Below are 22,764 nucleotides of genomic sequence, written 5' to 3'. Positions count from 1 at the left end.
AAAAGAAAGTTGAAAACTCTTGTTTAACGATTATTATTTTTCTGTAACAAATGAGTGTTGAACAGTTATTTTTAATGGATTAATGCTATAATTATTTAAACGTGAATTTTTAGGGAAATAGGAGTGGAAAAAATGAGTGAGAAACGTTCAGAAAAAAGAAGAAACAATCACCCGAAATCTCCTGTGATTTTAAGAAAAGGAGCCTCGTTATTGAGTGCTTCAATGGTTGTGGGTTCTGCTTTAGTACCAACACTGGAGGGTATCAAAACAGTGAAAGCTTCAGAATTGGATCCTGAGCAGCCTAAGATGATAGATCAGCAGGAAACGGAAAAACTTCCTGATATTGAAACAACAAGCAGTACGGTGACAAGTGAAACAACAGATGTATCTCAAACGGAAGTGGTAGATTCATCTGAAGGGACCGTGGAAAATCAGGAATCATCGGCAGAAAATCAGGCCGAAAACGAAGAAACTACTGAAGAAGTTCTTTATGAAGGCGAGGAAGGGATACCTGACGGGCCAATCGTGACAGAAGAAAAAGAGCTGAAGGAAAATGCTTTTCCAACAGGGATTACAGCATTCTACCGCTCTGCCAGAAGTTACAGCCCCTTTTCGTCAGAGCAGGATTTTATCCAGACGATTGGCGATCAGGCCCAAACTGTGGCTGCACAGAATGATTTATACGCGTCTATCATGATTGCTCAGGCAATTTTGGAGAGCGGCTGGGGTTCAAGTGCCTTGTCTTTGCCGCCGAATCATAATTTGTTTGGTATCAAAGGAAGCTATCAAGGCCAATCTGTAACGATGCAAACTTGGGAACATATCAATGGACGGGATGTTATCGTCCCGGCGGCATTCAGAAAATATCCTTCTTACAGCCAGTCTTTACAAGACAATGCCAATGTTTTAAGGAACACCAGCTTTTCTGCGGGCAATTATTTTTATTCGGGCGCATGGAAGAGCAACACTAGATCTTTCAGAGATGCAACAGCTTGGCTGACAGGACGCTACGCCACAGATCCGAATTACGGCTCTAAATTGAACAGTATTATTGACCGTTATGGCTTAACATCTTATGATACGCTAGGAGGCAGCGGCAATACAAACACTGGGAATCAAAGTGGCGGAAATACCGGAAATAACACAGGTGGGACGACGGTTACGCCGCCTACTACTCCTGACAGCAATTCTACGAAACATACTGTCAGAGCAGGGGATACACTATATGGTATTGCACTAAAATATGGTGTGACAGTGGCCCAGTTGAAATCTTGGAATAATTTGAAAAGCGATACGATTTATGTGGGCAATGTTCTGACCGTAAAAAATGTAGTGAGCGGAGGGGGCTCCGGCGGGGGGACGTCTTCTAATAACTCTAATCAAAACAGCAATAATAATCAGTCGACCAACGGGACTTATACGATTAAAGCAGGGGATACGCTGTCTGGCATTGCATTGAAGTACGGAGTGACTGTGGTCCAATTGAAATCTTGGAACAATCTAAAAAGTGATCTAATCTATGTGGGGCAGACGTTGAAGCTGAATACTTCAGGCAGTAGTTCCAGTGGTTCTACAGGTTCAAATAGCACCGGGAACACTGGCAGTCAGTCCTCAAACACTTCCGGTCAAACAGTTCATGGGGTAAAAGCCGGGGACACGCTGTATGGTTTGGCGTTGAAATATGGCGTAACAGTCGCACAGTTGAAATCTTGGAATAATTTGAAAAGCGATACGATTTTTATCGGACAACAGCTGAAAGTGGCTGCTAAAGGAGCTGCTGCAGGCAACAGCAATCCGACGGGCAATACTGCCAATAACAATACAACTACAACCAGCACGAAAACCTATACAGTCAAATCAGGGGATACGTTGTACGGCATTGCATTAAGTTACAAAGTGTCTGTCAGCCAACTTAAATCTTGGAATAACCTAAAGAGTGATTTGATCTACGTGGGGCAGAAGATAAAGTTAAACACCACTGCTTCGTCTGGCACAACAAAGCCGACTAATAATCAAAACTCCAATACTACCACATCCTATACTATAAAATCAGGAGACACTCTATCCGGTATTGCGTCGAAATATGGAGTGAGTGTGGCTCAATTGAAGTCTTGGAATAATCTGAAAAGCGATATGATTTATGTGGGTGGAAAGTTAAAAATTTCAGGAAGTGCCGGCAATACCAGCAACCCGAGCAAACCGGCGAACACCAGTACCAGCACGACCTCCTACACTATAAAATCAGGGGATACATTATTTGGCATTGCTGCGAAATATGGTGTTTCAGTATCCCAGTTGAAGTCCTGGAATAATTTGAAAGACGATGTCATCTATGTGGGACAGAAACTTAATGTAAATCAGTCCGTGTCGACCAGCAGCAAACCATCTTCAAGTGCAGGATATTATTCTGTTAAAGCCGGCGACTCGCTGTGGAAAATTTCTGCGGAAAAAGGAGTTTCTGTTGCCCAGCTTAAACAATGGAACAAACTGACCAGTGATGTGATTTATGTGGGCCAAAGCCTGAGAGTGAAGTAATATTTGCAAAAGCAATTCTTTTTTGATATGATGTCATCATCCAGAAAAGGAGTAGTAAAAAGTGGGATCATGGCAGAGAGCACATGTTTGGTGAAAATGTGTATGATGGAACTTTTGAACTTGCCTTAAGAAACAAAAATGATTGCTAACATTCTGAGACGGCTGCTCACGTTATCGAGCATGAGAGCATCGGAGATTCCGATGAAATTTAGGTGGTACCACGTTGATATGACGTCCTATAAAAGCAGAAAATGCTTTTATAGGACTTTTTTTATTTAATTACAGGGGGGACGAAAATGGGATTTAATCATCTCGAAGTAGAGAAGAAATGGCAGAAATATTGGGCCAAAGAGCAAGTGTTCAAAACAACGGAAGAAGAAAGCAAACCAAATTATTATGCTTTGGATATGTTTCCTTATCCATCAGGGCAAGGGTTGCACGTGGGACATCCCGAAGGTTATACTGCGACGGACATCCTGTCAAGAATGAAACGGGCGCAAGGTTATAATGTGCTACACCCCATGGGATGGGATGCATTTGGACTGCCGGCTGAACAATATGCGCTGGATACCGGGAACGACCCGGCTGAATTTACTGAAAAAAATATAAAAACTTTTAAAAGACAGATAAACTCTTTAGGCTTCAGTTATGATTGGAACCGTGAGATTAACACAACTGATCCCTCTTACTACAAATGGACCCAGTGGATTTTCACTAAGTTATTTGAAAAAGGTCTGGCTTATGAAGCTGAAGTACCAGTAAACTGGTGTCCGGCTCTAGGAACGGTATTGGCTAATGAGGAAGTGATCGATGGTCTGTCGGAAAGAGGAGATCACCCAGTTTACCGTGTGCCGATGAAACAGTGGATGTTGAAGATTACAAAGTACGCCGATCGTTTGATTGATGATTTGGACTTGGTGGATTGGCCGGAAAGTATTAAAGAGATGCAGCGTCACTGGATCGGCCGTTCAGAAGGGGCCCATGTCACTTTTAAAATCGAAGGAACTGACAAGGAATTTACAGCATTTACCACTCGTCCAGACACGTTGTTTGGTGCCACGTATGCTGTTTTTGCCCCAGAATTGCCTTTGGTGAAAGAAATCATGACCTCAGAACAAAAGAAAGTGGTCGAAAAATATATCAAAGAAGCCGAAAACAAATCTGAGTTGGATCGTACAGAGCTAACAAAAGAAAAAACCGGCGTGTTCACAGGTGCTTATGCCATCAATCCGGCGAACGGGGAAAAAATGCCGATTTGGATTGCCGACTATGTATTGTCCAGTTATGGGACTGGTGCTATCATGGCGGTTCCGGCTCACGACGAACGCGACTATGCCTTTGCCAAAGCATTTGGCTTGCCGATCATCCCTGTTATCCAAGGGGGCAATGTGGATGAAGCAGCCTATACAGGTGAGGGCACTCACATCAATTCAGATTTTTTGAATGGTTTGACAAATGAACAGGCAATCAAAACCATGATTGACTGGCTGGAAGAAAATCAGGTAGGGAAAAAAGAAATCAACTACCGTCTACGCGACTGGCTCTTTTCACGTCAAAGATATTGGGGTGAGCCCATCCCGATTATTCACTGGGAAGATGGTACGACAACTGCTGTTCCGGAAGAAGAGCTGCCTTTGAGATTGCCTGTGGCGACAGATATTCATCCTAGCGGTACTGGCGAATCACCTTTGGCCAACATTGAAGACTGGGTCAACGTGGTAGATCCTGAAACGGGTTTGAAAGGCCGTCGGGAAACAAACACCATGCCGCAATGGGCTGGAAGCTCTTGGTATTATTTGCGGTTTATCGATCCTCATAACAAAAAAGCACTGGCCGATCCGGAAAAACTGAAACGTTGGCTGCCTGTGGATATTTATATCGGCGGTGCAGAACATGCGGTGCTGCATTTGCTGTATGCACGATTCTGGCACAAGTTCTTATATGACATCGGTGTGGTTCATACCAAAGAACCGTTCCAGAAACTTTATAATCAGGGCATGATTTTGGGAGCAAACAATGAGAAAATGTCTAAATCCAAAGGAAATGTTATCAATCCTGATGATGTGATCCACAGATATGGCGCTGATACACTGCGTTTGTATGAGATGTTCATGGGTCCTCTTGATGCTTCTATTGCTTGGAGTGAAAACGGGTTGGAAGGCGCACGCAAATTCCTGGACCGTGTCTGGCGGATGATCGTTGATGAAAAAGGAAAGATGCGTGACCGAATCACTACCTATAATGATGGGAAGCTGACAAGGGTTTACCATCAGACCGTCAAGAAGGTCACGGAAGATTTTGAGATGCTGCACTTTAATACAGCTATCTCACAGTTGATGATTTTTGTTAATGAGGCGAATAAACAGGACTCCCTTCCATATGATTATGTGAAAGGTTTTGTCCAATTGCTTGCGCCTATCGCACCTCATTTGGGTGAAGAGCTGTGGGAAATACTGGGAATGGATGGCAGTTTGACTTATGTTCCATGGCCGGTTTATGATGAAAAAGAACTGACGGAAGATATGATAGAAATCGTCATTCAAATTAATGGAAAAGTAAGAGCTCGTGTTTCTGTAGCAAGTGATATGGAAAAAGATGCTCTGATTGAATTTGCGCTGCAGCACGAAGAAATTGCTAAACAGCTGACAGATAAAACGGTGAGAAAAGTCATCGCTGTTCCTAACAAACTAGTCAATATCGTGGCTAATTAATTTCATGAAAAGGGTGATGTGCCGGCACATCATCCTTTTCTTTCAAGATAGGAAAGTCAGGAGGAACTTCATGAAAGTAATCATAGACGGGGATGCGTGTCCCGTCAAAGAGAACATTTATACAATATGCCAACGGCGAAAAGTGCCGGTGACTCTGGTGACAAGTTATGACCATGCATCAAATAGAGTCCCTAAAAATGTCACTTGTGTGTACGTGGACAGGGGGCAAGACTCTGCAGATTTTAAAATCATCTCTCTGCTGCATGATGGGGATATTTTAGTGACGCAAGATTATGGTTTGGCTGCATTGGCATTGCCTAAAAAAGTGAGAGTCCTTCACCACTCCGGGAAAGAATACACACAAGGAACCATAGATATGCTCCTTGAAAGCCGGCATTTTTCCGCAAAAATGAGACAAAGCGGTCAAAAGACAAAAGGACCAAAAAAATTTAGTGAAGCATCACGACAAAATTTTGTCACAAAATTTGAAAAAATATTAGATGAGGTGGAACAATGAAAAAAGTTTTATTCGTCTGTCTGGGAAATATTTGCCGTTCTCCAATGGCTGAGGCAGTTTTCCGCAAAAAACTTTTAGAAGACGGGGTGGATGGTCAAGTTATAGTGGCTTCCAGAGCTACCAGCAGCTGGAACGTAGGACAAGCCCCTCATCACGGGACAAGAGAACTTTTGGATAAACATGATATCGACTATTCTGGCATCAAAGCAGAAGTTATCCGTGAAGAAGATTTTATTACTTTTGATTATATTATTGGAATGGACAATCAAAATATTATTGACTTGAAGCGGGAGGCACCAGAAGCCTATCACCATAAAATAAAATTGTTTCTGTCTGTTGTGGATAGCAGGAATATTGATGAAGTCCCGGATCCTTATTATACAGGTGATTTTGACTATACTTACGAATTGATTGATCAAGGCAGTGAAGTGTGGCTGGAGATAATCAAAGAAGAAATTTAAAACATAATAGGGCATCAGAAAAAACAATTACTATTGGTTTACTAGCAAAAACAGGCATGGAAAAAGAGATTTCTTTTTTTCCATGCCTGTTTGCCTAGTGAAACTGCAAGTAAATATTATCAGTTCACCCTAATTTATGATAGTTCCTTCGATTAGATTTTCTTCTAAATTAAAAGCTTTCTGCATTTTTTTTGTGGCTTCTTTAACAGGGACTTTTTTGACGAGTTCACCTTGCACAGCGATGCGGTTTTCCCCTGTGTAATCACAAGTAATCAAAGTCACCAATGCTTTGCCTTCCACATCATCAATCAAATCAACCCGGGTAGGGGCGACGTATTCTTTGAAGGTGACCGTATATTCATAGATGTGGGCTAAGTCTGTTAAAAAAATAGTATGGCCCAGTTCAATGTGGACCAAAGGACCAAATAAAATCTTCGGATCAATCATGTGGTGGCTCGCCAAAGCGTAATTTCCTTCACCCATCTTTTGCTCTTCTTTCATCGTTCCTGCACCGAATGTAATCGCATTTGGTGAAAGACCTTTGTAAACAGGCAGATTGATGCTGACTTCCGGAATCGCGATACCGCCGACCACATACATATTGTCGTTATTGAGACGACCTTTTAAGACTGATTCAAAATCAGCGGATTCCACCGCATCAAAATCAAAAGTCGCACTTTTTTTCATATTGGCTTCGATATCGTTTCTCGAAACATTTTCCACCCGGTTTTTATCCAACAGCTGGTTCAGCAGGAAGGATTGTATCTGTTTGTTGAATATCAACGCTAATCCAACGATCAGCAATAGGAAGAGAAACAAATTAATAAAGAAGTTTTTTACTTTATTCGGTTTTTTCCTTCTGGCGACTCGTCCTTCATGAAGGACTGGTCTATTTTTCTTTTTGCCGATCCCCCTCACCCCTTTTCTTTTTTGATTATAATAACATAAAAAAATGAAAATAGCATTGGAAGTGAATTATAATTGTTACAATAGTATTTCCAAACCTTGGAATGTAACCTAAATTTAAAGTTGCAGTTCTGCCTTTTTTTTGAAAATGATGTAGAATAGAATACATGGTAAAAAGTTAAAGGGGTGAACACAGTGAAATCGACTCAAGTGTATGTTCATTTAGATACGATCTCTAATTCAGTGATGTCAAAAGGAATGTCACTTGTAGATTTTCAAGAAGCCATCACTTCATTTCCGCAAAACATTCTGTTGTTATCTGCTGAACCGTCTGTCGGAGAGTTTGAGCCTTCTACAGGTTTGCGGATGATTCGCGGCGAGCAGACGATCCGTCAATTTTTTAACGGCACCATGGGCAATGGAAGTGGTCTAAAGTGGATCGACTTCAAAAGTATTGACTTGCTGAGACAGCTGACCCCGATTGAAATTTCAGAATTGCTGTATTTTGCGCATATGAGAACCCATCTTCATTCGCCATTTTTCTATAAATTACAAAATAATTTTGTTTTCTTTGGCCGGGAGGATGAATACGGCAAAGTTTACTATCGACATTTAGATGAATTCTTTCTTGTATTGCAGCGGACGATCGAAAGACAAGTTGAAACCCAGCTTAACCATCGAAGGTTATTTTTTCAGCAGAAACTAGCTATACCAACAGTTGACTTGACGTTGTTGAAAGAAGCCAAAATGGTTCTTCAAGAAGGGGTAGTTTTTGACTTTTCTCAAAAAGATTTGATTGATGAGCTGTATTCCGTGCCAGTGTACATTACGGAGGATAAAATCAAAACAGCTACTGAAAGAGACGAAAAGATTTTGACCCTGATTTATTCCCAGCAGAATCAGACATGGACTATGGAATATGAGGACGTAGGTTTGCTATACGGTTCTAAACAAGTCTAATAATGGATTTAGGCTTGTTTTTTTCTGCTGAAAATTGCTATAATGAAGACAGTTTTGTAGAATTGAGGGGAGAAATATGAAGATTGTTGCCTTGTATGGTGGAAAGAGTGCTGAACATGAGATTTCAATTCTGTCAGCTTACTCAATGCTTCAAGCTTTTTATTTTGAATACTATCAAGTGCAGTTAGTGTACATCACTAAAGGAGGCACTTGGCTGAAAGGACCGTTGTTGACCGAGGCGCCGGCAGATGAGAAAGTTCTTCACTTAACCGAAGAGACAGCAACAAAAATCAAAGTCGGGGATATTGAAGAGGAAGACGCAGTAGTTTTTCCGATTTTACACGGACCTAATGGGGAAGACGGGACGATTCAAGGACTTTTGGAAACCATCAACATGCCATATGTGGGGACGGGTGTCTTGTCCAGCGCTTGTGCGATGGATAAAATCATGACCAAGCACGTATTGCAGCAGATCGGAATCCCCCAAGTTCCATACGTCGCCGTTGCCAAGGGCGAGTGGAAAAAGAGTCAAGAAGAGGTTTTTGATTATTGCGAAGGGTCTTTAGTTTATCCCATGTTTGTCAAGCCTGCCAATATGGGTTCAAGTGTGGGAATCAATAGAGCAGAGACTAGGGAAGAATTGCAGACAGCCATCGAACTGGCTTTTCAGTATGACCGTCGTGTGGTTGTTGAGCAAGGTATCGATGCCAGAGAAATCGAAGTAGGCGTGTTGGGCAACGATGAAGTCCGGACCACAGTGCCTGGTGAAATCGTGAAAGATGTGGCATTTTATGACTACGAGTCAAAATATCTTGACAATCAGGTAACGCTGCAAATCCCGGCAGAGATTCCTGAAAAAATTCAAGACAAGGCTAGGGAACTAGCCCAAAAAGCCTACGTTGCTTTAGATTGCAGCGGTTTGAGCCGATGCGACTTCTTTTTGACCAATAATAACGAATTGTTTTTAAATGAGTTGAATACCATGCCCGGCTTTACGCCGTTCAGTATGTACCCGCTGCTTTGGCAAGAGATGGGCTTAAAGTATGGGGATTTGATCGAAGAGTTGATTCAATTAGCATTGATGCGCCATAAAGAGAAACAACAATTTATTCATGAATAAGAATAGTTGATTGAGACAGAAGTGATGATATTCAGAAAGTAAGCCGGCAGTTCCTGAAAAGTTTATTTTGAATCAGTGAGGGCCAGCTTTTTTTGAAGAAGACTTCTGTCTAGTTATTTTTAAGTGTTATTGGGGGGTTGATGATGGCAAGCGTCTCAGCTCCTTTTCTTTTGAAAGAAGAGCGATTAGAGAAAGAGGCGGGAAAATGTTTACTTTAATAGAAGTAGCTGAAGTCGTGAAGGCTAAAAATAATTACAGTCAATGGTCAGAGGTTATCATTAAAAGTGTGGAATTTGATACGCGAAAAATCGTGAAAAATAGTTTGTTCGTTCCTTTGAAAGGAACAAGAGACGGTCATGAGTTTATTGATTCGGCCATCGGAAATGGTGCCAGTGTCAGTTTTTGGGAAGATGGAAATCCTTTGCCCAAGCCGGAAAACTTTCCTCTGCTGATTGTAGACGATTGTTTGCAAGCCATGCAGGATTTGGCACACTATTTTGTGAAAAAAATTGCTCCAAGAGTGATAGGCATCACGGGAAGCAACGGCAAGACGACCACAAAAGACATGGTGGCCAGCGTGCTGAACCAAAAATTTAAGACTTACAAGACCCAAGGGAATTTTAATAATGAAATCGGTCTGCCCTATACTATTTTGCACATGCCTTCTGAGACAGAAGCGCTGGTTTTGGAGATGGGGATGAACCATAAAGATGAAATCCGGCCCTTATCTTTACTTGCAGAACCTGAAGTTGCCGCCATCACGATTATCGGCGAGTCTCATTTAGAATATTTAGGCTCCCGCCAAGGAGTTGCCGAAGCGAAGATGGAGATCACCGAAGGCCTGGCGCCTCATGGTGAACTGATTATTCCCGGGGAAGAGCCTCTGCTGAAAAGTTTAACAAAAAATCTGTCACAGAAAATTGTAACTTTCGGTCAGAAGGGAACGGAAGATGTAAGGGCTGAAATTGTTGCCCGCACCAAAAACACTATCACTTTTGTGACGAATCATTTTGCCGAAAGAGAGTTTACGATTCCAGTTGTAGGTGATTACAATGTGAACAATGCTTTAATCGCCATTGCTGTGGGCGAACATTTCGGATTATCGCAAGACGAGATTCATGCAGGTTTGGAAACACTCCAACTGACCCACAGCCGGGCAGAATGGAAAAAAGCATGGAATGGTGCAGACATTCTAAACGATGCGTATAATGCCAATCCGACGGCTATGAGTTTGGTGCTGCAAACATTTAGTCAAATCGATTTAGGGTCCGGCGGGAAAAGAATTGCAGTTTTAGCGGATATGGGCGAACTGGGGACAGATTCGGCTGCCATGCATCGCCAAATGACTGATTTTATTGATCCTAACACCATCGATGTGGTTTTATTGTATGGGCAGTGGATGGAGCATTTGGCTGACGCATTGATAGAAAAAAAAGAGCTGGACTATTTTTATTTTTCTCTTGAGGAACGGGACGCTCTGATAGAAAAAATCAAAGAAGTGCTCCAGCCCCAGGATATGATTTTATTTAAAGGCAGCAATAGTATGAAACTTGCAGAAATTGTTGAGGAAATTTCAAGAAAACAAAACTAAAGGTTTGTAACAAAACGTATTATATGCTAGTATTATAGAGATGTGGACACTGATAAGAATGATTTTGTATGTAAATAATAGATAAAACTACTTAGGAGGATATTATTTGAAGTTTAAAGATTTAGGTCTAGCACCCGAACTGCTGCTTGCAGTTGAGAGAATTGGTTTTGAAGAAGCCACCCCCATCCAAGAAGGGACAATCCCTTTAGCTTTGGAAGGAAGAGATGTTATCGGGCAAGCGCAGACTGGGACAGGTAAGACAGCAGCTTTCGGTTTACCGATGATTCAAAAAATAGATATTAGTAAAAAAGAAACGCAAGGACTGGTCGTGGCACCTACAAGGGAACTGGCTATTCAAACTCAAGAGGAACTATTCAGACTTGGAAAAGAAAAGAAAGTTCGTGTGCAGGTCGTTTACGGTGGAGCAGACATCGGCCGTCAAATCCGCAGCTTGAAAGAGAACCCTCATATCGTTGTGGGAACTCCCGGACGTTTGATTGATCATATTCAACGTAAAACATTGCGTTTGAATAAAATAGATACATTGGTACTGGATGAAGCAGACGAGATGCTGAACATGGGTTTTCTTGAAGATATCGAAAAAATTATTGCTGAAACCCCTAAAGAGCGTCAGACATTGTTATTTTCTGCCACAATGCCGAAAAGTATCAAAGATATCGGCGTTAAATTTATGAAAAAACCGGAACATATTACAATCAAGGCTAAAGAAATGACTGCCAGTTTGATTGATCAATATTATGTTCGTTGTAAAGATTTTGAGAAATTCGATGTGATGACACGCTTTTTTGATGTTCAATCACCGGAATTGACGATTGTTTTTGCACGTACAAAACGCCGTGTGGACGAGCTGGCCAGAGGATTGGAAGCACGGGGGTATAAGGCAGAAGGCATTCATGGAGATTTGACACAACAAAAAAGAATGAGTGTGCTGCGTGCTTTTAAATCCAATAAGATTGACGTGTTGGTAGCGACAGATGTTGCGGCTCGGGGACTGGATATTTCCGGGGTGACCCACGTCATCAACTATGACATTCCTCAAGATCCGGAAAGTTATGTCCACCGAATCGGTCGGACAGGACGAGCAGGTGCAGACGGTATGTCGGTCACTTTTGTTACGCCTAACGAGATGGGTTATCTTCACGTTATTGAAGAGCTTACTAAGAAAAGAATGTCTCCCCTGCGTCCACCGACGCAAAGAGAGGCCTTTCAAGGGCAAATCGGTACAGCCGTGGAGCAAATTCAGGAAGATTTGGAAAAAAATAGCTTGGACGTTTATCAGGCAACAGCTAGTGAACTTTTGACCCAATATTCTGCGGAAGATTTAGTAGCACTGCTAATCAAATCAGTGACCAAAGAAGATGCGTCTGAAGTTCCTGTAAGAATCACTCCTGAAAGACCTTTGCCGGCTACCCGTCGAAACAGCGGAAAACAAAAAGGCAAGAGAAGCAATGACCGCCGAGGAGGCGGAGGCGGTTCTCGTCGTAACGAGCGACGTGACCGTGATTTTCAAGGAAGCAATAAAAACAAACGTAAAGACTGGAACAGCAAAAAACGCAGTAACAAAAGCAAACGTGATTTTGTGATCCGTACTAGTCATAAATAAAACAAAAAACAATTAAATGGGAGTGTTCTCCTGTTTAATTTTTTTTTTACTAGGATAATTATTTTGAAAATGGTATCCTTGACACAGAGCAGCTGATAAAAAATCAGCAACCAAAGACAGAAAAGCATCTCCTGTTTTCTGCTTAGTTGACTTAAGAAATATTTTTTTGGAAGTGAAGACCAATGAGTATCTACGGCATCGGGATTGATGTGACAGATATTTCCCGTATAAAAAAAATCATTCAGACGAAGCCGGCTTTTGTTAACCGGGTATTGACCCCAAAAGAACTGGCATTGTTTGAAGCACTCAGCGAGAATCGGCGGGCAGAATTTTTTGCAGGGAGATTTGCCTGTAAAGAGGCTTTTTCCAAGGCATGGGGCACAGGCATCGGCACTTTGGGATTGCAAGATATCGAAATTTTAAATGAACCCAATGGCAAGCCGGTAGTCACTCAATCCCCTTTTAAAGGGAAAGTCCATGTATCCATTTCCCATTCGGACTTAGTGGCAGTGGGGCAAATCGTTTTAGAAGAGTAAAAAAATAAGCCGAAAGAATTTCGACTTATTTTGCCATTTTCTTATGTGAATGTCCCATGATACTAACTTTTTTTATTTGATCAATGGGAATCATTTTGATTTCGTTTGTATCTTTTGAAACGAGAACCACCACATCGGAGTTATTCTTGTTTTCCCTGACCTTGCCATAAAGGGTTTCAAAGGGGCCGTTCGGGTGCTCATCTAAAACAATTTGCAATACAACCATATTGTTTTGCGAGATTGCCTGCTGAATGAGAGTTTTTTTCTTTTCCTTCTCTTTCTTCTGCGCTAGAGAATCATCAAGAAAGGAAGCCAAAAACCTCTGGGAAGAATCGGAAATGATTTTTGTGAAATTTTTCATCGGATTGCGTTTGTTTTTATTTTCCATAGAGATTCCCTCCAATCTTTCATCATGTGTTACCATTATACAAAAAACACAAAGACAAAGCAACATTTCAATTTTTTGAAAGTTTCCGCATAGATAAGCAAAGGCCAAGGATTTGAATACCTGATTGCTGTCCAGTAAAGAATGATGACGGCCAAATCAAAGGAAGTGATGAGATGAAATCTTATGAAATGATCCCCCTTTATCAGTCGACTGTAGGGGAGTTTTTAAGTTTTTTAGAACAGACAGCCTTTTTATTGCCATTGGAAGAATCATTGGAAAGAAGCCGGAAAAATTGGCTGGATGCCTACTTTCACCATGCTGACGATAAAGCTTCCCATTGTCTGATGATCAAAAACAATCAAATTCAGGCGGCTTTTTGCATCGAAACCCACCAGACATCTGCTCAAGTCACCAGTGTTCTGGTAAGAAGACAGGAAAAGCTGAGCGTTCAAAATGTTTTAGATTTGCTGATCAATTGTGTCAAAAGACAGTTCATGACTAGTGTACAGCTTTCTTTGCTGAAAGAAAATCACTATGTGGATGAGTTGTTGCAAAGAAATGGTTTTGAAAAACAAGGGTTTGACTATACAAGTGTGTTGACCTATCATACAGCATTGGTGTTGGCTGGGGGAGGAGCCAAAGGTGCATATCAGATTGGCGTCTGGCAAGGGCTGATGGAGCATGGGGTCGACTTTCAGATAATCTCAGGGACCTCCGTGGGTGCCTTGAATGGCGGTTTGATTTTACAGGGAGACTTGGCGGCGGCACAGGATATGTGGCAAAAAATTGAAACCAGAAAAATTTTAGACTTTCCTGCCAAGGAGAGCAGCGCTATTCGTTCGCCGGACAGATTATTGGAGGAAATGCAAAATTTTGCTTTTTCGGCTTTAACAAATAAAGGTGTAAGCAGCAAGCCTTTAAGAGAGTTGATTGGTCAACTGCTGAACCCTAAGCAGCTGCTTGCTTCTGAAAAAAAATTGTTTTTATGTACGACTAAAATGCAAAATTTAGTTGAAGTAGTAATAGACTTGAAACAGATGCCGGAAACCCAGCTGATCGATTGGCTGTTGGCTTCTGCATCGTTCTTCCCGGCGATGGAAGCAACTGAAATTGATGGGGAATTTTATGTTGACGGAGGTTATCGGAATAATGTTCCTGTTGATGTGGCACTTAATCAAGGAGCAACTGAATTGATTATCGCTGATATTTCCGGTCCGGGGTTTTCCAAAAATACATTTATCCCGCCGGAAACCGCCGTTTATTTGTTGAAGAGCCGCTGGCCGCTTGGCACCGTCCTTTTGTTTGACAGCGGGCGGTCCCAATGGAATATTCAACTGGGTTACCTTGAAACTAAAAAAATGTTGGGAGAGTATTTTGGCAGCTGGTATACGTTCAGTGACTCAGCCAAAAAGGGGTCGGCAGTACGCTATAATCGTTTATTGATGAAAAAAGTACTGACACCTGAACAAATAAAAATTCTCTCTTATGATTTTATCGATGAAGTCAGCGAAAAAATTCGTAAACTATACCATGACAGGGTATCCGTTCATACATGGTTGTTTGCCGTTTTAGAGCTGCTGGGGGAAGCTTTCGATCTTTCGCCTACTAAATGTTATACACTGGAGTCATTTATTCAGGGGATTTTAAAAGCCTACGAAGGACAGTATTCCTATGATGAGGCAGAAATATTTCATGAAGACATACTGTTGTCTCCCTTGGAATGGATTCAAAAATACTTGGATAAAACGCCAGTGATCGGGGATGAATCTTTGCTGTATTTACTTCTGCAATTTTTTCTGGATGACCGGATTACGACAGAGGTATGGAAAATCGGGATGAAACTTCATCCGGCAGCAATGCTGATGGCACAAATGTTAAGTTGTTTGATTAAAGAAAGGAAAGTGGAAGAATTGGCACAAGAATTTAAATTTGAGATTGTTGAAGAAATCGCGGTGTTGTCGGAAAATGCCAAAGGCTGGCGCAAAGAATTGAATTTAGTCAGCTGGAATGACCGCCCGGCTAAGTTTGATCTGCGGGATTGGGCTCCTGACCACGGAAAAATGGGGAAAGGCATCACATTATCCAACGAAGAATTCGAAGCTTTAAAACAAGCAATGCTTAAAATGTAGAAAAGGGGGGCCCTGTCGATATGAAAAGTATGACTGGTTTTGGAAAAAGTCAGCTGGTAAAGGACGGCTATCATTTAGAAATTGAGCTTAAGTCGGTCAACAACCGATTTCTGGATTGCCAGTTCCGGATGCCACGGGAGTTTCAACAGTTTGAACATCAATTAAAAAATATGCTTAATAAAAAAATCCAGCGCGGCAGAGTAGAGTGTTCGATTTATTTTCTCAATCAGAGGGAAGATCAGAAAAGTGTCCAAATCCAATGGGGATTGTTGGATGACATCGTTGCACAACTGTGGCAGGCAAAGGAGGCTCGCTACAAGGAGACTGCTTTCGATCCGGGACAACTGCTTTCAGGGATTACCAACCGTGAAGACTTTTTTGAAATTGTTGAGAACCGGGCGCTGACAGAAGATTTGATGGATTACCTGAAGGAAGCTTTCGAAGCTGCAGTGGAACAGCTTGATGCCTCCCGCCAAAAAGAAGGGGAGGAGATATGTCAGGTTCTAGTTGAGTATTTCCAAGATTTTTCCCGTCAGGTGAAGAATGTCAGTGAGATGACACCAGAAATTGAGGAAGATTACCGTTTAAGATTGGAAAACAAACTGATGACAGAAGTTGGTCATAACTATGATGAACAGCGGTTGTTGACAGAAATCACACTTTTGATCGACCGGGGAGATATTCATGAAGAATTGGATCGTTTGAACATCCATCAGCAAAAAGTGATGGAATTGTTGGAAAAAACAACCCCTGTAGGTCGGGAGCTGGATTTTCTGCTTCAGGAAATGAATCGTGAAGTAAATACGATCGGGTCAAAATCGACAAATATGTCTATTAAAAATGCTGTGGTTCAAATGAAGACGATTCTCGAAAAAATCAGAGAACAGACCCAAAACGTGGAGTAGACAGTGGACACAGAAAGATAAAAATTTTATCATAACCCTTGCAGTCAATTGGAATATAGCGTAGTATGGTAAGACAAGTAATTGAAAAGTGAAAGGGAAGACAGCATGCCGGAAAAAGGGTTATTATTCATATTGTCCGGCCCATCTGGTGTTGGTAAAGGAACAGTTCGAAAAGCACTGTTTGAATCAGAAGGGATCGGTTTAAAATATTCAGTATCTATGACGACGCGGAACAAGCGTGAAGGAGAAATAGAAGGCGTTGATTATTTTTTCCGTACGAAAGAGGAGTTCGAAACGCTGATTGCAGAAGGCAAGATGCTGGAATATGCTGAATATGTTGGAAATTATTATGGGACGCCTTTGGACTATGTCAATAAAACGCTGGCGGATGGCCATGACGTTTTCTTGGAGATAGAAGTTCAGGGAGCAATGAAAGTCAAAGAAAAAGTACCAGATGGTATTTTTATTTTTTTAACTCCCCCTGATTTGAAAGAACTGAAATCACGCATCGTCAATCGCGGGACGGATGATTTGTCGGTAATCGAAGAACGGATGAAAGTCTCCCAGCAGGAAATAGAAATGATGAGCCATTACGATTACGCTGTGGTGAACGATCAGATTGACTCGGCAGTCAGCAAGATCCGCTGTATTATTGAAAGTGAACATTGCCGGATCGCCAATGTATTAGCTAGATATGAAGAAATGATAAAGGAGTGGTAGTTTATGATGTTGAAACCATCGATCGATGCTCTGTTGGAGAAAATCGATTCTAAATATTCGCTGGTGATTTTAGCCAGCAAGAGAGCCCATGAGTTGGAAGCAGGGGCGACTCCGATGAAGGAAGATTTTTATTCTGTGAAGCGTGTAGGACAGGCTCTGGAAGAAATCGTTGACGGAGACGTTGTGATAGACCCTAATCCAGAATTAAAACGGGCATTGATCCGCCAGAAGGAAGAACAGCGATTGGCTGAAAAAAATCGCGAGCGTGCAGAATTAGAAGCAAAACTTAGAGAAGAAAGATAAACTTTGAACAGAGCAAACGGAGAGTTTGTTCTGTTTTCTTTCGTTTAGAAGACAAACGCTGTTTTTTTTAGTAAAATGAAAATGTGTAAAAAGAAAGGACGGAGGAAATGACGGATGTAGCAGAAGTAATTGTGGATGTGCCTACCATGCAGACAGATATACCCTTCACCTATCGCATTCCTCCTGATTTGCAGCAAGTGATTCAAGCAGGAATGCGTGTGGTCGTTCCTTTCGGCAACAGTAATCGGAAAGTCCAAGGGTTTGTCATAGGCATCAGGAGTGCAGATGAAAAAAATCAGGGATTTGAGTTAAAATCTATCGAACGTGTGATGGATCTCTCACCGGTACTGGATCAGGAAATGCTGGCGCTAGCAGAAGAGATGAGTCAGACGACCATGTCTTTTAAAATCACCTGTTTGCAGACCATGCTTCCCAGTGTGATGAAAACCACTTATGAAAAATATTTAGTCTTAGTCGATGAGGTCTCAGAGGAAATTCAATTTGACGTGTTTAAAGGATTGAATGAAATCAGCTGGACAGAGGCCGAAGCACAGGGGCATCTGCCTTTGTTGACCAGACTGAGAAATGAAGATAAAATAGACGTTCGTTACGAGGTCTTAAAACGCAACAAAGTAAAAACTAAAAAAGGTTTTGTTTCTTTGCTGGACTTTGAGCAAGCAGAAGAAGTAAGAGCAGGTATCAGACCTAATGCCCATCAGCAGCACGCTCTCCTGACAGTTCTTCAAACTCTTCAAGGTGAAAAAATGCTTTATCAGGAGGCCCGAGAAAAATACGGGCTGACTCCTGGAGCAATTCGTAGCGGGGCAGAAAAAAAATGGTTAGAAATTGTTGATATAGAAGTTCAGCGGGACCCCTATGCTCACCACGAATTCAAAAAAACATCAGCTGAAAAACTGAATGATGAACAGCAGACAGCCTGCGATGCAATGATTCATGGGATGGACAACCATCAGGCAACAACCTTTTTGCTTCAGGGAATCACAGGCAGCGGTAAAACAGAAGTATATCTTCAAGCAATCGCCCATGCTTTGGCTCAAGGGAAAACAGGAATTCTTCTTGTTCCCGAAATTTCCCTCACACCGCAAACTGTCAGACGTTTCAAAGAACGTTTTGGCGAAGAGGTAGCCGTGCTGCATAGCGGTTTATCAGAAGGTGAGCGTTATGATGAATGGCGGAAGATAGAAAAACAACAGGCTCATGTAGTAGTAGGGGCACGCTCAGCAATTTTTGCCCCTTTAAAAAATATCGGTATTATCGTGATTGACGAGGAACATGAAGGCAGTTATAAGCAAGAGGAAAGTCCGAGATACCATGCCAGAGATATCGCGATTTGGCGGGGAAAGTATCATGGCTGCCCTGTCGTTTTAGGAAGTGCCACGCCCTCTTTGGAATCAAGAGCTCGTGCACAAAAAAAAGTATATCATCATTTGCGATTGACCAAGCGGGCCTCTTCAGAAGCGGAGTTGCCTGATACTACGGTGATTGACATGCGCCGAGTCGTTGCTAAAGGGAAAATGCAGACTTTTTCTCCCCAACTATTAGAACGCATGAAAGAAAAATTATCGCGGGAAGAGCAAATCGTTTTACTGCTGAACCGCAGAGGCTACTCCTCCTTTGTCATGTGCCGGGATTGCGGATATGTCCACACCTGCCCCAACTGTGATATATCATTGACATTGCACATGGACAGCTACGCGATGAAATGTCATTATTGCGGTCATGAAGAAAGGATTCCTAAAATCTGTCCTGAGTGCCGTAGCAATAAAATACGCTATTATGGCACGGGGACACAAAAAGTAGAGGAAGAACTGAAGACGTTATTTCCAGATACGGGCATCATTCGGATGGACGTGGACACTACGAGAAAAAAAGGTGCACATGAACGATTGCTAGATGCTTTTGGGAGAAAAGAAGCCTCAATCTTATTAGGAACCCAGATGATTGCTAAAGGATTGGATTTTCCAGAGGTTACTCTTGTAGGAGTGCTCAATGCTGATACAGCTTTGAATCTGCCGGATTTCCGTTCCAGCGAGAAAACTTTTCAGCTGTTGACGCAAGTCAGCGGTCGTGCCGGTCGGGGAGAAAAACCGGGAGAGGTGTTGATCCAAACATTTAATCCGGAGCATTATGCAATCCAATTAGCCGAGAAACACGATTATGAAACGTTTTATCAAACCGAGATGATGGCAAGACATCAGGGGAATTATCCGCCGTTTTTCTTTACGGTCCAAATCGTCGGCAGCCACGAAGAAGAAGTTGTTGTGGCAAAAAAAATGTATGAGATTGCGGAACAGCTGGTTCAAGCAGTTTCCGACAAGACAATCGTTTTAGGACCGACACCTAAAGCGGTGATGAGGGTAAACAATCGCTATTTTTATCAAATAGTGATCAAATATAAATTTGAATCAGGGTTAATGACCTTTTTGAAAAAAATACTAAATGAAAGTCAACAGGAAATTCAACGAGGCCTGAAGTTAGTAATCGACATGGAGCCGTTGAATTTTATCTAGAGGAGAAAAATGATTTATCCAATAATTTTATATCCTGACAAACTTCTCACATCAGTCGTTGAGGAAGTCACGGAAATCACTGACCAACTGATCGATATGCTGGACAATATGCAGGAGACGATGAGAGCGCATGATGGTGTGGGACTGGCGGCACCGCAAATCGGGAAAAGATTGCAAGTCGCTGTAATCCAACTTGATGAAGAAGAAGTTTTGGAATTGATCAACCCGATTATTACCGAGCAGGAGGGAGAGACAATAGACGTGGAAGCCTGTCTCAGTATCCCAGATTGGTACGGAACAGTTTCCCGTGCCGAAAAAATCGTGCTGCGTTATTTTGACCGGCAAGGATTAGAATATGAGATGGAAGCCGAAGATTATTTGGCGAGGATCATCCAACATGAAGTTGATCATCTCAATGGCAAAGTGTTTATTGACCAGATAATCCGGCGCTTGACACGTGACGAGGCAGAAAAATACATGGAGGAAAAACAAGATGACTAAAATAGTTTTTATGGGGACACCATCTTTTTCAGTCCCTATTTTAGAAGGATTGATTTCTCAAGGGTATGAGATACTGGCAGTAGTGACTCAACCTGACCGTCCTGTAGGCAGAAAAAAAATATTGACTCAGCCGCCAGTCAAGGAAGCCGCATTAAAACACGGCATAGAAGTTTTACAGCCGGAAAAATTATCCGGTTCGGAAGAGATGGACCGGGTTTTGGAGCTGGCCCCTGACTTGATTGTCACCGCCGCTTTTGGGCAATTTTTGCCTGAAAAATTGCTTCATGCACCAACTTTCGGTTCGGTCAATGTCCATGCTTCTCTTTTACCTAAGTATCGCGGAGGTGCACCAGTTCACTACGCCATTATCAATGGAGAAAAGGAAACAGGGGTAACAATCATGCGAATGGTCCGGCAAATGGATGCCGGCGATATTTTGACTCAAAAAGTCGTGCCCATTGAAACGACAGATAATGTAGGGACAATGTTTGATAAGTTGAGTTTAGTGGGGAAAGAACTGCTTTTGGACACGCTGCCGCTGATTTTTGAGCAGAAGATCACGCCGATTCCTCAAGATGAGGCTCAAGCAACCTATGCCCCTAATATTTCCCGGGAAGATGAAAAAATCAACTGGGAAAAGACTGCCCGAGAGGTTGACTGTCAGGTGAGAGGGATGCATCCATGGCCTGTTGCCTACACAACTTATGAGGGTCAACGCTGGAAAATTTTTGCCGGAAGAGCTAGTGATGAACAAACATCTAGTCGTCCCGGTGAAATCATTGCTTTGTCGAAAGACAGCCTTAGTGTGGCAGCGGGGGATAATACCGTCTATGATATTTTAGAGCTGCAGCCGGCAGGCAAAGGTGTGCTTACGGCACAAGAATTTCTGAACGGAGTGGGACGAAAGTTGACGATTGGGGAGAAGTTGGTTTAATGGCTAAAAAGAAAAGAATCGATTCACCTATCAAACATAACCCGCGTTTTGTTGCGATGCAGCTGCTCGTCAAGGTATCAGAAAAACAAGCCTATTCTAATTTACTAATCGATCAGGGGATAAGGGACGGGAAGCTAAGTGCAAAGGATGCCCGGTTGATGACAGAAATCGTGTACGGTACAATCAGCCGCAAATTAACTTTAGAATATTACCTGCAGCCTTTCATCAAGAAAGCCAAAAAAATCGATCCTTGGGTAAAGCAGTTATTGTTGCTCTCCCTTTACCAGCTTTGTTTTTTAGATCGGGTGCCCGAACACGCCATTGTCAATGATGCCGTAGAAATCGGCAAGGCGTACGGCAATCCAGGTATCGGAAAATTTATCAACGGTGTCTTGCGGACGTTTTTAAGAAGTTCGTTGCCGTCAACTGAGAAGATTAAAAATAAAAGTGAACGATTATCCGTTGAACTGAGTTTGCCAGTCTGGCTGGTCGACAAGCTGATAGAGATTTTAGGCGAAGAAGAAACGGTCAAGTTGGGGCAATCTCTGTTCCAGCCCAGCCGGGTCAGCGGCCGTATTAACCAAAAACAGCTGACTCGTCAGGAAGGTTTGGCAATATTGATTCAGGAAGGCTACGATGTTTCAGCCAGCAAACTGTCTCCTTTCGGTGTTGTGGGAAAAAGCGGATTTTTAGCTGGCAGTCAGTTGTTTCAAAAGGGAGCAATGGCGATTCAAGATGAAAGCTCGATGCTTGTGGCCCCTGGCTTGGACATCCAGCAAAATCATTTAGTGCTGGATGCTTGTGCAGCGCCAGGCGGCAAGACGACTCATATCGCTCAATATCTTGGTGCAGAAAAAGGCGGAAAAGTTATTGCCTTGGACATTCATTCCCACAAAACAAAACTGATCCGGGAAAACAGCCAGCGGCAGAAGGTTGCTGATGTGGTGGAAGTAAGGGAACTCGATGCCAGAAAAGCAGGAGAAACTTTTCCTGATGAGAGTTTTGACAGAATTTTAGTAGATGCTCCTTGTTCCGGACTGGGACTCTTGAGGCGGAAACCTGATATCAAATATAGTAAAACTCCGGCTGATTTTGAAAAATTGCCTCAAATTCAGCTTGAAATTTTAGAAAGTGTTGCCAAAAAGGTAAAACAATGGGGTATAATATCATATAGTACTTGTACAATCTTACCGGAAGAAAATGAAAAAGTAATCCAAGCCTTTCTTGCAAACCATCCGGAATTTGAAATGGTCGCAGTGAAAGGTGCAAAACAATTTGCAAAGGGAGACAATCTCTATGTAACTTTGTATCCCCATGAGTACGGTACGGATGGCTTTTTTATCTGTAATATTCAACGTCGCAGGTAGGCAACTGTAAAGTAAGAGGTGTAAA

Annotated in this window: 19 protein-coding genes, 1 pseudogene and 1 other annotated feature; of the genes and pseudogenes, 18 read left to right on the top strand and 2 right to left on the bottom strand. The window is 42.2% G+C overall.

Annotation, left to right across the window (positions count from 1 at the left end):
* Positions 1-132: 132 nt before the first annotated feature.
* The 4 genes from AC4PHI_RS09265 to AC4PHI_RS09250 all read left to right on the top strand — a co-directional run bounded on the left by AC4PHI_RS09265 (position 133) and on the right by AC4PHI_RS09250 (position 6,224).
* Positions 133-2,535: a muramidase family protein gene (locus AC4PHI_RS09265; protein ID WP_492199628.1), complete on the top strand. Its 2,403-nt coding sequence runs from the start codon at positions 133-135 to the stop codon at positions 2,533-2,535.
* A gap of 33 nt (positions 2,536-2,568) precedes the next feature.
* Positions 2,569-2,777: a binding site (T-box leader), on the top strand.
* A 54-nt stretch (positions 2,778-2,831) separates the two neighbouring features.
* The gene (leuS, locus tag AC4PHI_RS09260; RefSeq protein ID WP_492199627.1) at positions 2,832-5,246 is read left to right on the top strand and encodes a leucine--tRNA ligase; all 2,415 of its coding nucleotides are present in this window, start codon (positions 2,832-2,834) and stop codon (positions 5,244-5,246) included.
* Positions 5,247-5,316: 70 nt separating this feature from the next.
* Positions 5,317-5,763: a YaiI/YqxD family protein gene (locus AC4PHI_RS09255; RefSeq protein WP_492199626.1), complete on the top strand. Its 447-nt coding sequence runs from the start codon at positions 5,317-5,319 to the stop codon at positions 5,761-5,763.
* The gene (locus AC4PHI_RS09250; RefSeq protein ID WP_492199625.1) at positions 5,760-6,224 is read left to right on the top strand and encodes a low molecular weight protein-tyrosine-phosphatase; all 465 of its coding nucleotides are present in this window, start codon (positions 5,760-5,762) and stop codon (positions 6,222-6,224) included. Before AC4PHI_RS09255 ends, AC4PHI_RS09250 begins: the two co-directional genes overlap by 4 nt.
* A gap of 129 nt (positions 6,225-6,353) precedes the next feature.
* Here AC4PHI_RS09250 and AC4PHI_RS09245 read toward each other — a convergent pair whose 3' ends face one another.
* The gene (locus tag AC4PHI_RS09245) at positions 6,354-7,142 is read right to left on the bottom strand and encodes a class A sortase (protein ID WP_492199624.1); all 789 of its coding nucleotides are present in this window, start codon (positions 7,140-7,142) and stop codon (positions 6,354-6,356) included.
* A 183-nt stretch (positions 7,143-7,325) separates the two neighbouring features.
* On the opposite strand from AC4PHI_RS09245, the gene AC4PHI_RS09240 reads away from it, so the two are divergent.
* The 5 genes from AC4PHI_RS09240 to acpS all read left to right on the top strand — a co-directional run bounded on the left by AC4PHI_RS09240 (position 7,326) and on the right by acpS (position 12,961).
* Positions 7,326-8,090: a hypothetical protein gene (locus tag AC4PHI_RS09240; RefSeq protein WP_492199623.1), complete on the top strand. Its 765-nt coding sequence runs from the start codon at positions 7,326-7,328 to the stop codon at positions 8,088-8,090.
* A gap of 76 nt (positions 8,091-8,166) precedes the next feature.
* On the top strand, positions 8,167-9,210 hold the full coding sequence (locus AC4PHI_RS09235; RefSeq protein ID WP_492199622.1) for a D-alanine--D-alanine ligase: 1,044 nt from the start codon (positions 8,167-8,169) through the stop codon (positions 9,208-9,210).
* A gap of 205 nt (positions 9,211-9,415) precedes the next feature.
* A complete protein-coding gene (locus tag AC4PHI_RS09230; RefSeq protein WP_492199621.1) occupies positions 9,416-10,801 on the top strand; it encodes a UDP-N-acetylmuramoyl-tripeptide--D-alanyl-D-alanine ligase in 1,386 nt (461 codons plus the stop codon).
* A 106-nt stretch (positions 10,802-10,907) separates the two neighbouring features.
* Entirely contained in the window at positions 10,908-12,425 is a 1,518-nt protein-coding gene (gene cshA, locus AC4PHI_RS09225; protein ID WP_492199620.1) for a degradosome RNA helicase CshA, read from the top strand.
* Between the two features lie 182 nt (positions 12,426-12,607).
* Positions 12,608-12,961 carry a holo-ACP synthase gene (gene acpS / locus AC4PHI_RS09220; RefSeq protein WP_492199619.1) on the top strand — a complete coding sequence of 118 codons (354 nt, stop codon included), beginning with the start codon at positions 12,608-12,610 and terminating at the stop codon, positions 12,959-12,961.
* Positions 12,962-12,986: 25 nt separating this feature from the next.
* On the opposite strand, the gene AC4PHI_RS09215 is transcribed toward acpS, so the two are convergent.
* Complete coding sequence (locus AC4PHI_RS09215) at positions 12,987-13,349, bottom strand: hypothetical protein (protein WP_492199618.1); 363 nt, start codon at positions 13,347-13,349, stop codon at positions 12,987-12,989.
* A 173-nt stretch (positions 13,350-13,522) separates the two neighbouring features.
* On the opposite strand from AC4PHI_RS09215, the pseudogene AC4PHI_RS09210 reads away from it, so the two are divergent.
* The 9 genes and pseudogenes from AC4PHI_RS09210 to rsmB form a co-directional block, all read left to right on the top strand.
* A pseudogene (locus AC4PHI_RS09210) lies at positions 13,523-14,509 on the top strand (patatin-like phospholipase family protein); the annotation flags it as partial.
* Between the two features lie 750 nt (positions 14,510-15,259).
* A complete protein-coding gene (locus tag AC4PHI_RS09205) occupies positions 15,260-15,478 on the top strand; it encodes a YdbC family protein (RefSeq protein ID WP_492201573.1) in 219 nt (72 codons plus the stop codon).
* 20 nt (positions 15,479-15,498) lie between these two features.
* Positions 15,499-16,383 carry a YicC/YloC family endoribonuclease gene (locus AC4PHI_RS09200; RefSeq protein ID WP_492199617.1) on the top strand — a complete coding sequence of 295 codons (885 nt, stop codon included), beginning with the start codon at positions 15,499-15,501 and terminating at the stop codon, positions 16,381-16,383.
* A 105-nt stretch (positions 16,384-16,488) separates the two neighbouring features.
* Positions 16,489-17,103 (top strand): guanylate kinase, encoded by a 615-nt coding sequence (gmk, locus tag AC4PHI_RS09195; RefSeq protein WP_492199616.1) that lies wholly within the window; start codon positions 16,489-16,491, stop codon positions 17,101-17,103.
* 3 nt (positions 17,104-17,106) lie between these two features.
* Positions 17,107-17,406 (top strand): DNA-directed RNA polymerase subunit omega, encoded by a 300-nt coding sequence (gene rpoZ, locus AC4PHI_RS09190; protein WP_492199615.1) that lies wholly within the window; start codon positions 17,107-17,109, stop codon positions 17,404-17,406.
* Positions 17,407-17,513: 107 nt separating this feature from the next.
* Complete coding sequence (gene priA / locus AC4PHI_RS09185; RefSeq protein ID WP_492199614.1) at positions 17,514-19,937, top strand: primosomal protein N'; 2,424 nt, start codon at positions 17,514-17,516, stop codon at positions 19,935-19,937.
* Positions 19,938-19,946: 9 nt separating this feature from the next.
* Complete coding sequence (gene def / locus AC4PHI_RS09180) at positions 19,947-20,438, top strand: peptide deformylase (protein ID WP_492199613.1); 492 nt, start codon at positions 19,947-19,949, stop codon at positions 20,436-20,438.
* Positions 20,431-21,372 (top strand): methionyl-tRNA formyltransferase, encoded by a 942-nt coding sequence (gene fmt / locus AC4PHI_RS09175; protein WP_492199612.1) that lies wholly within the window; start codon positions 20,431-20,433, stop codon positions 21,370-21,372. The genes def and fmt overlap by 8 nt, the downstream gene beginning before the upstream one ends.
* On the top strand, positions 21,372-22,739 hold the full coding sequence (gene rsmB / locus AC4PHI_RS09170) for a 16S rRNA (cytosine(967)-C(5))-methyltransferase RsmB (protein ID WP_492199611.1): 1,368 nt from the start codon (positions 21,372-21,374) through the stop codon (positions 22,737-22,739). Before fmt ends, rsmB begins: the two co-directional genes overlap by 1 nt.
* Positions 22,740-22,764 lie beyond the last annotated feature (25 nt).

It is taken from the genome of Vagococcus sp. QWL-13 (assembly GCF_058683555.1).
Note: the sequence above shows the minus strand (reverse complement) of the source record. Positions and strands in the feature narration are given on the sequence as shown.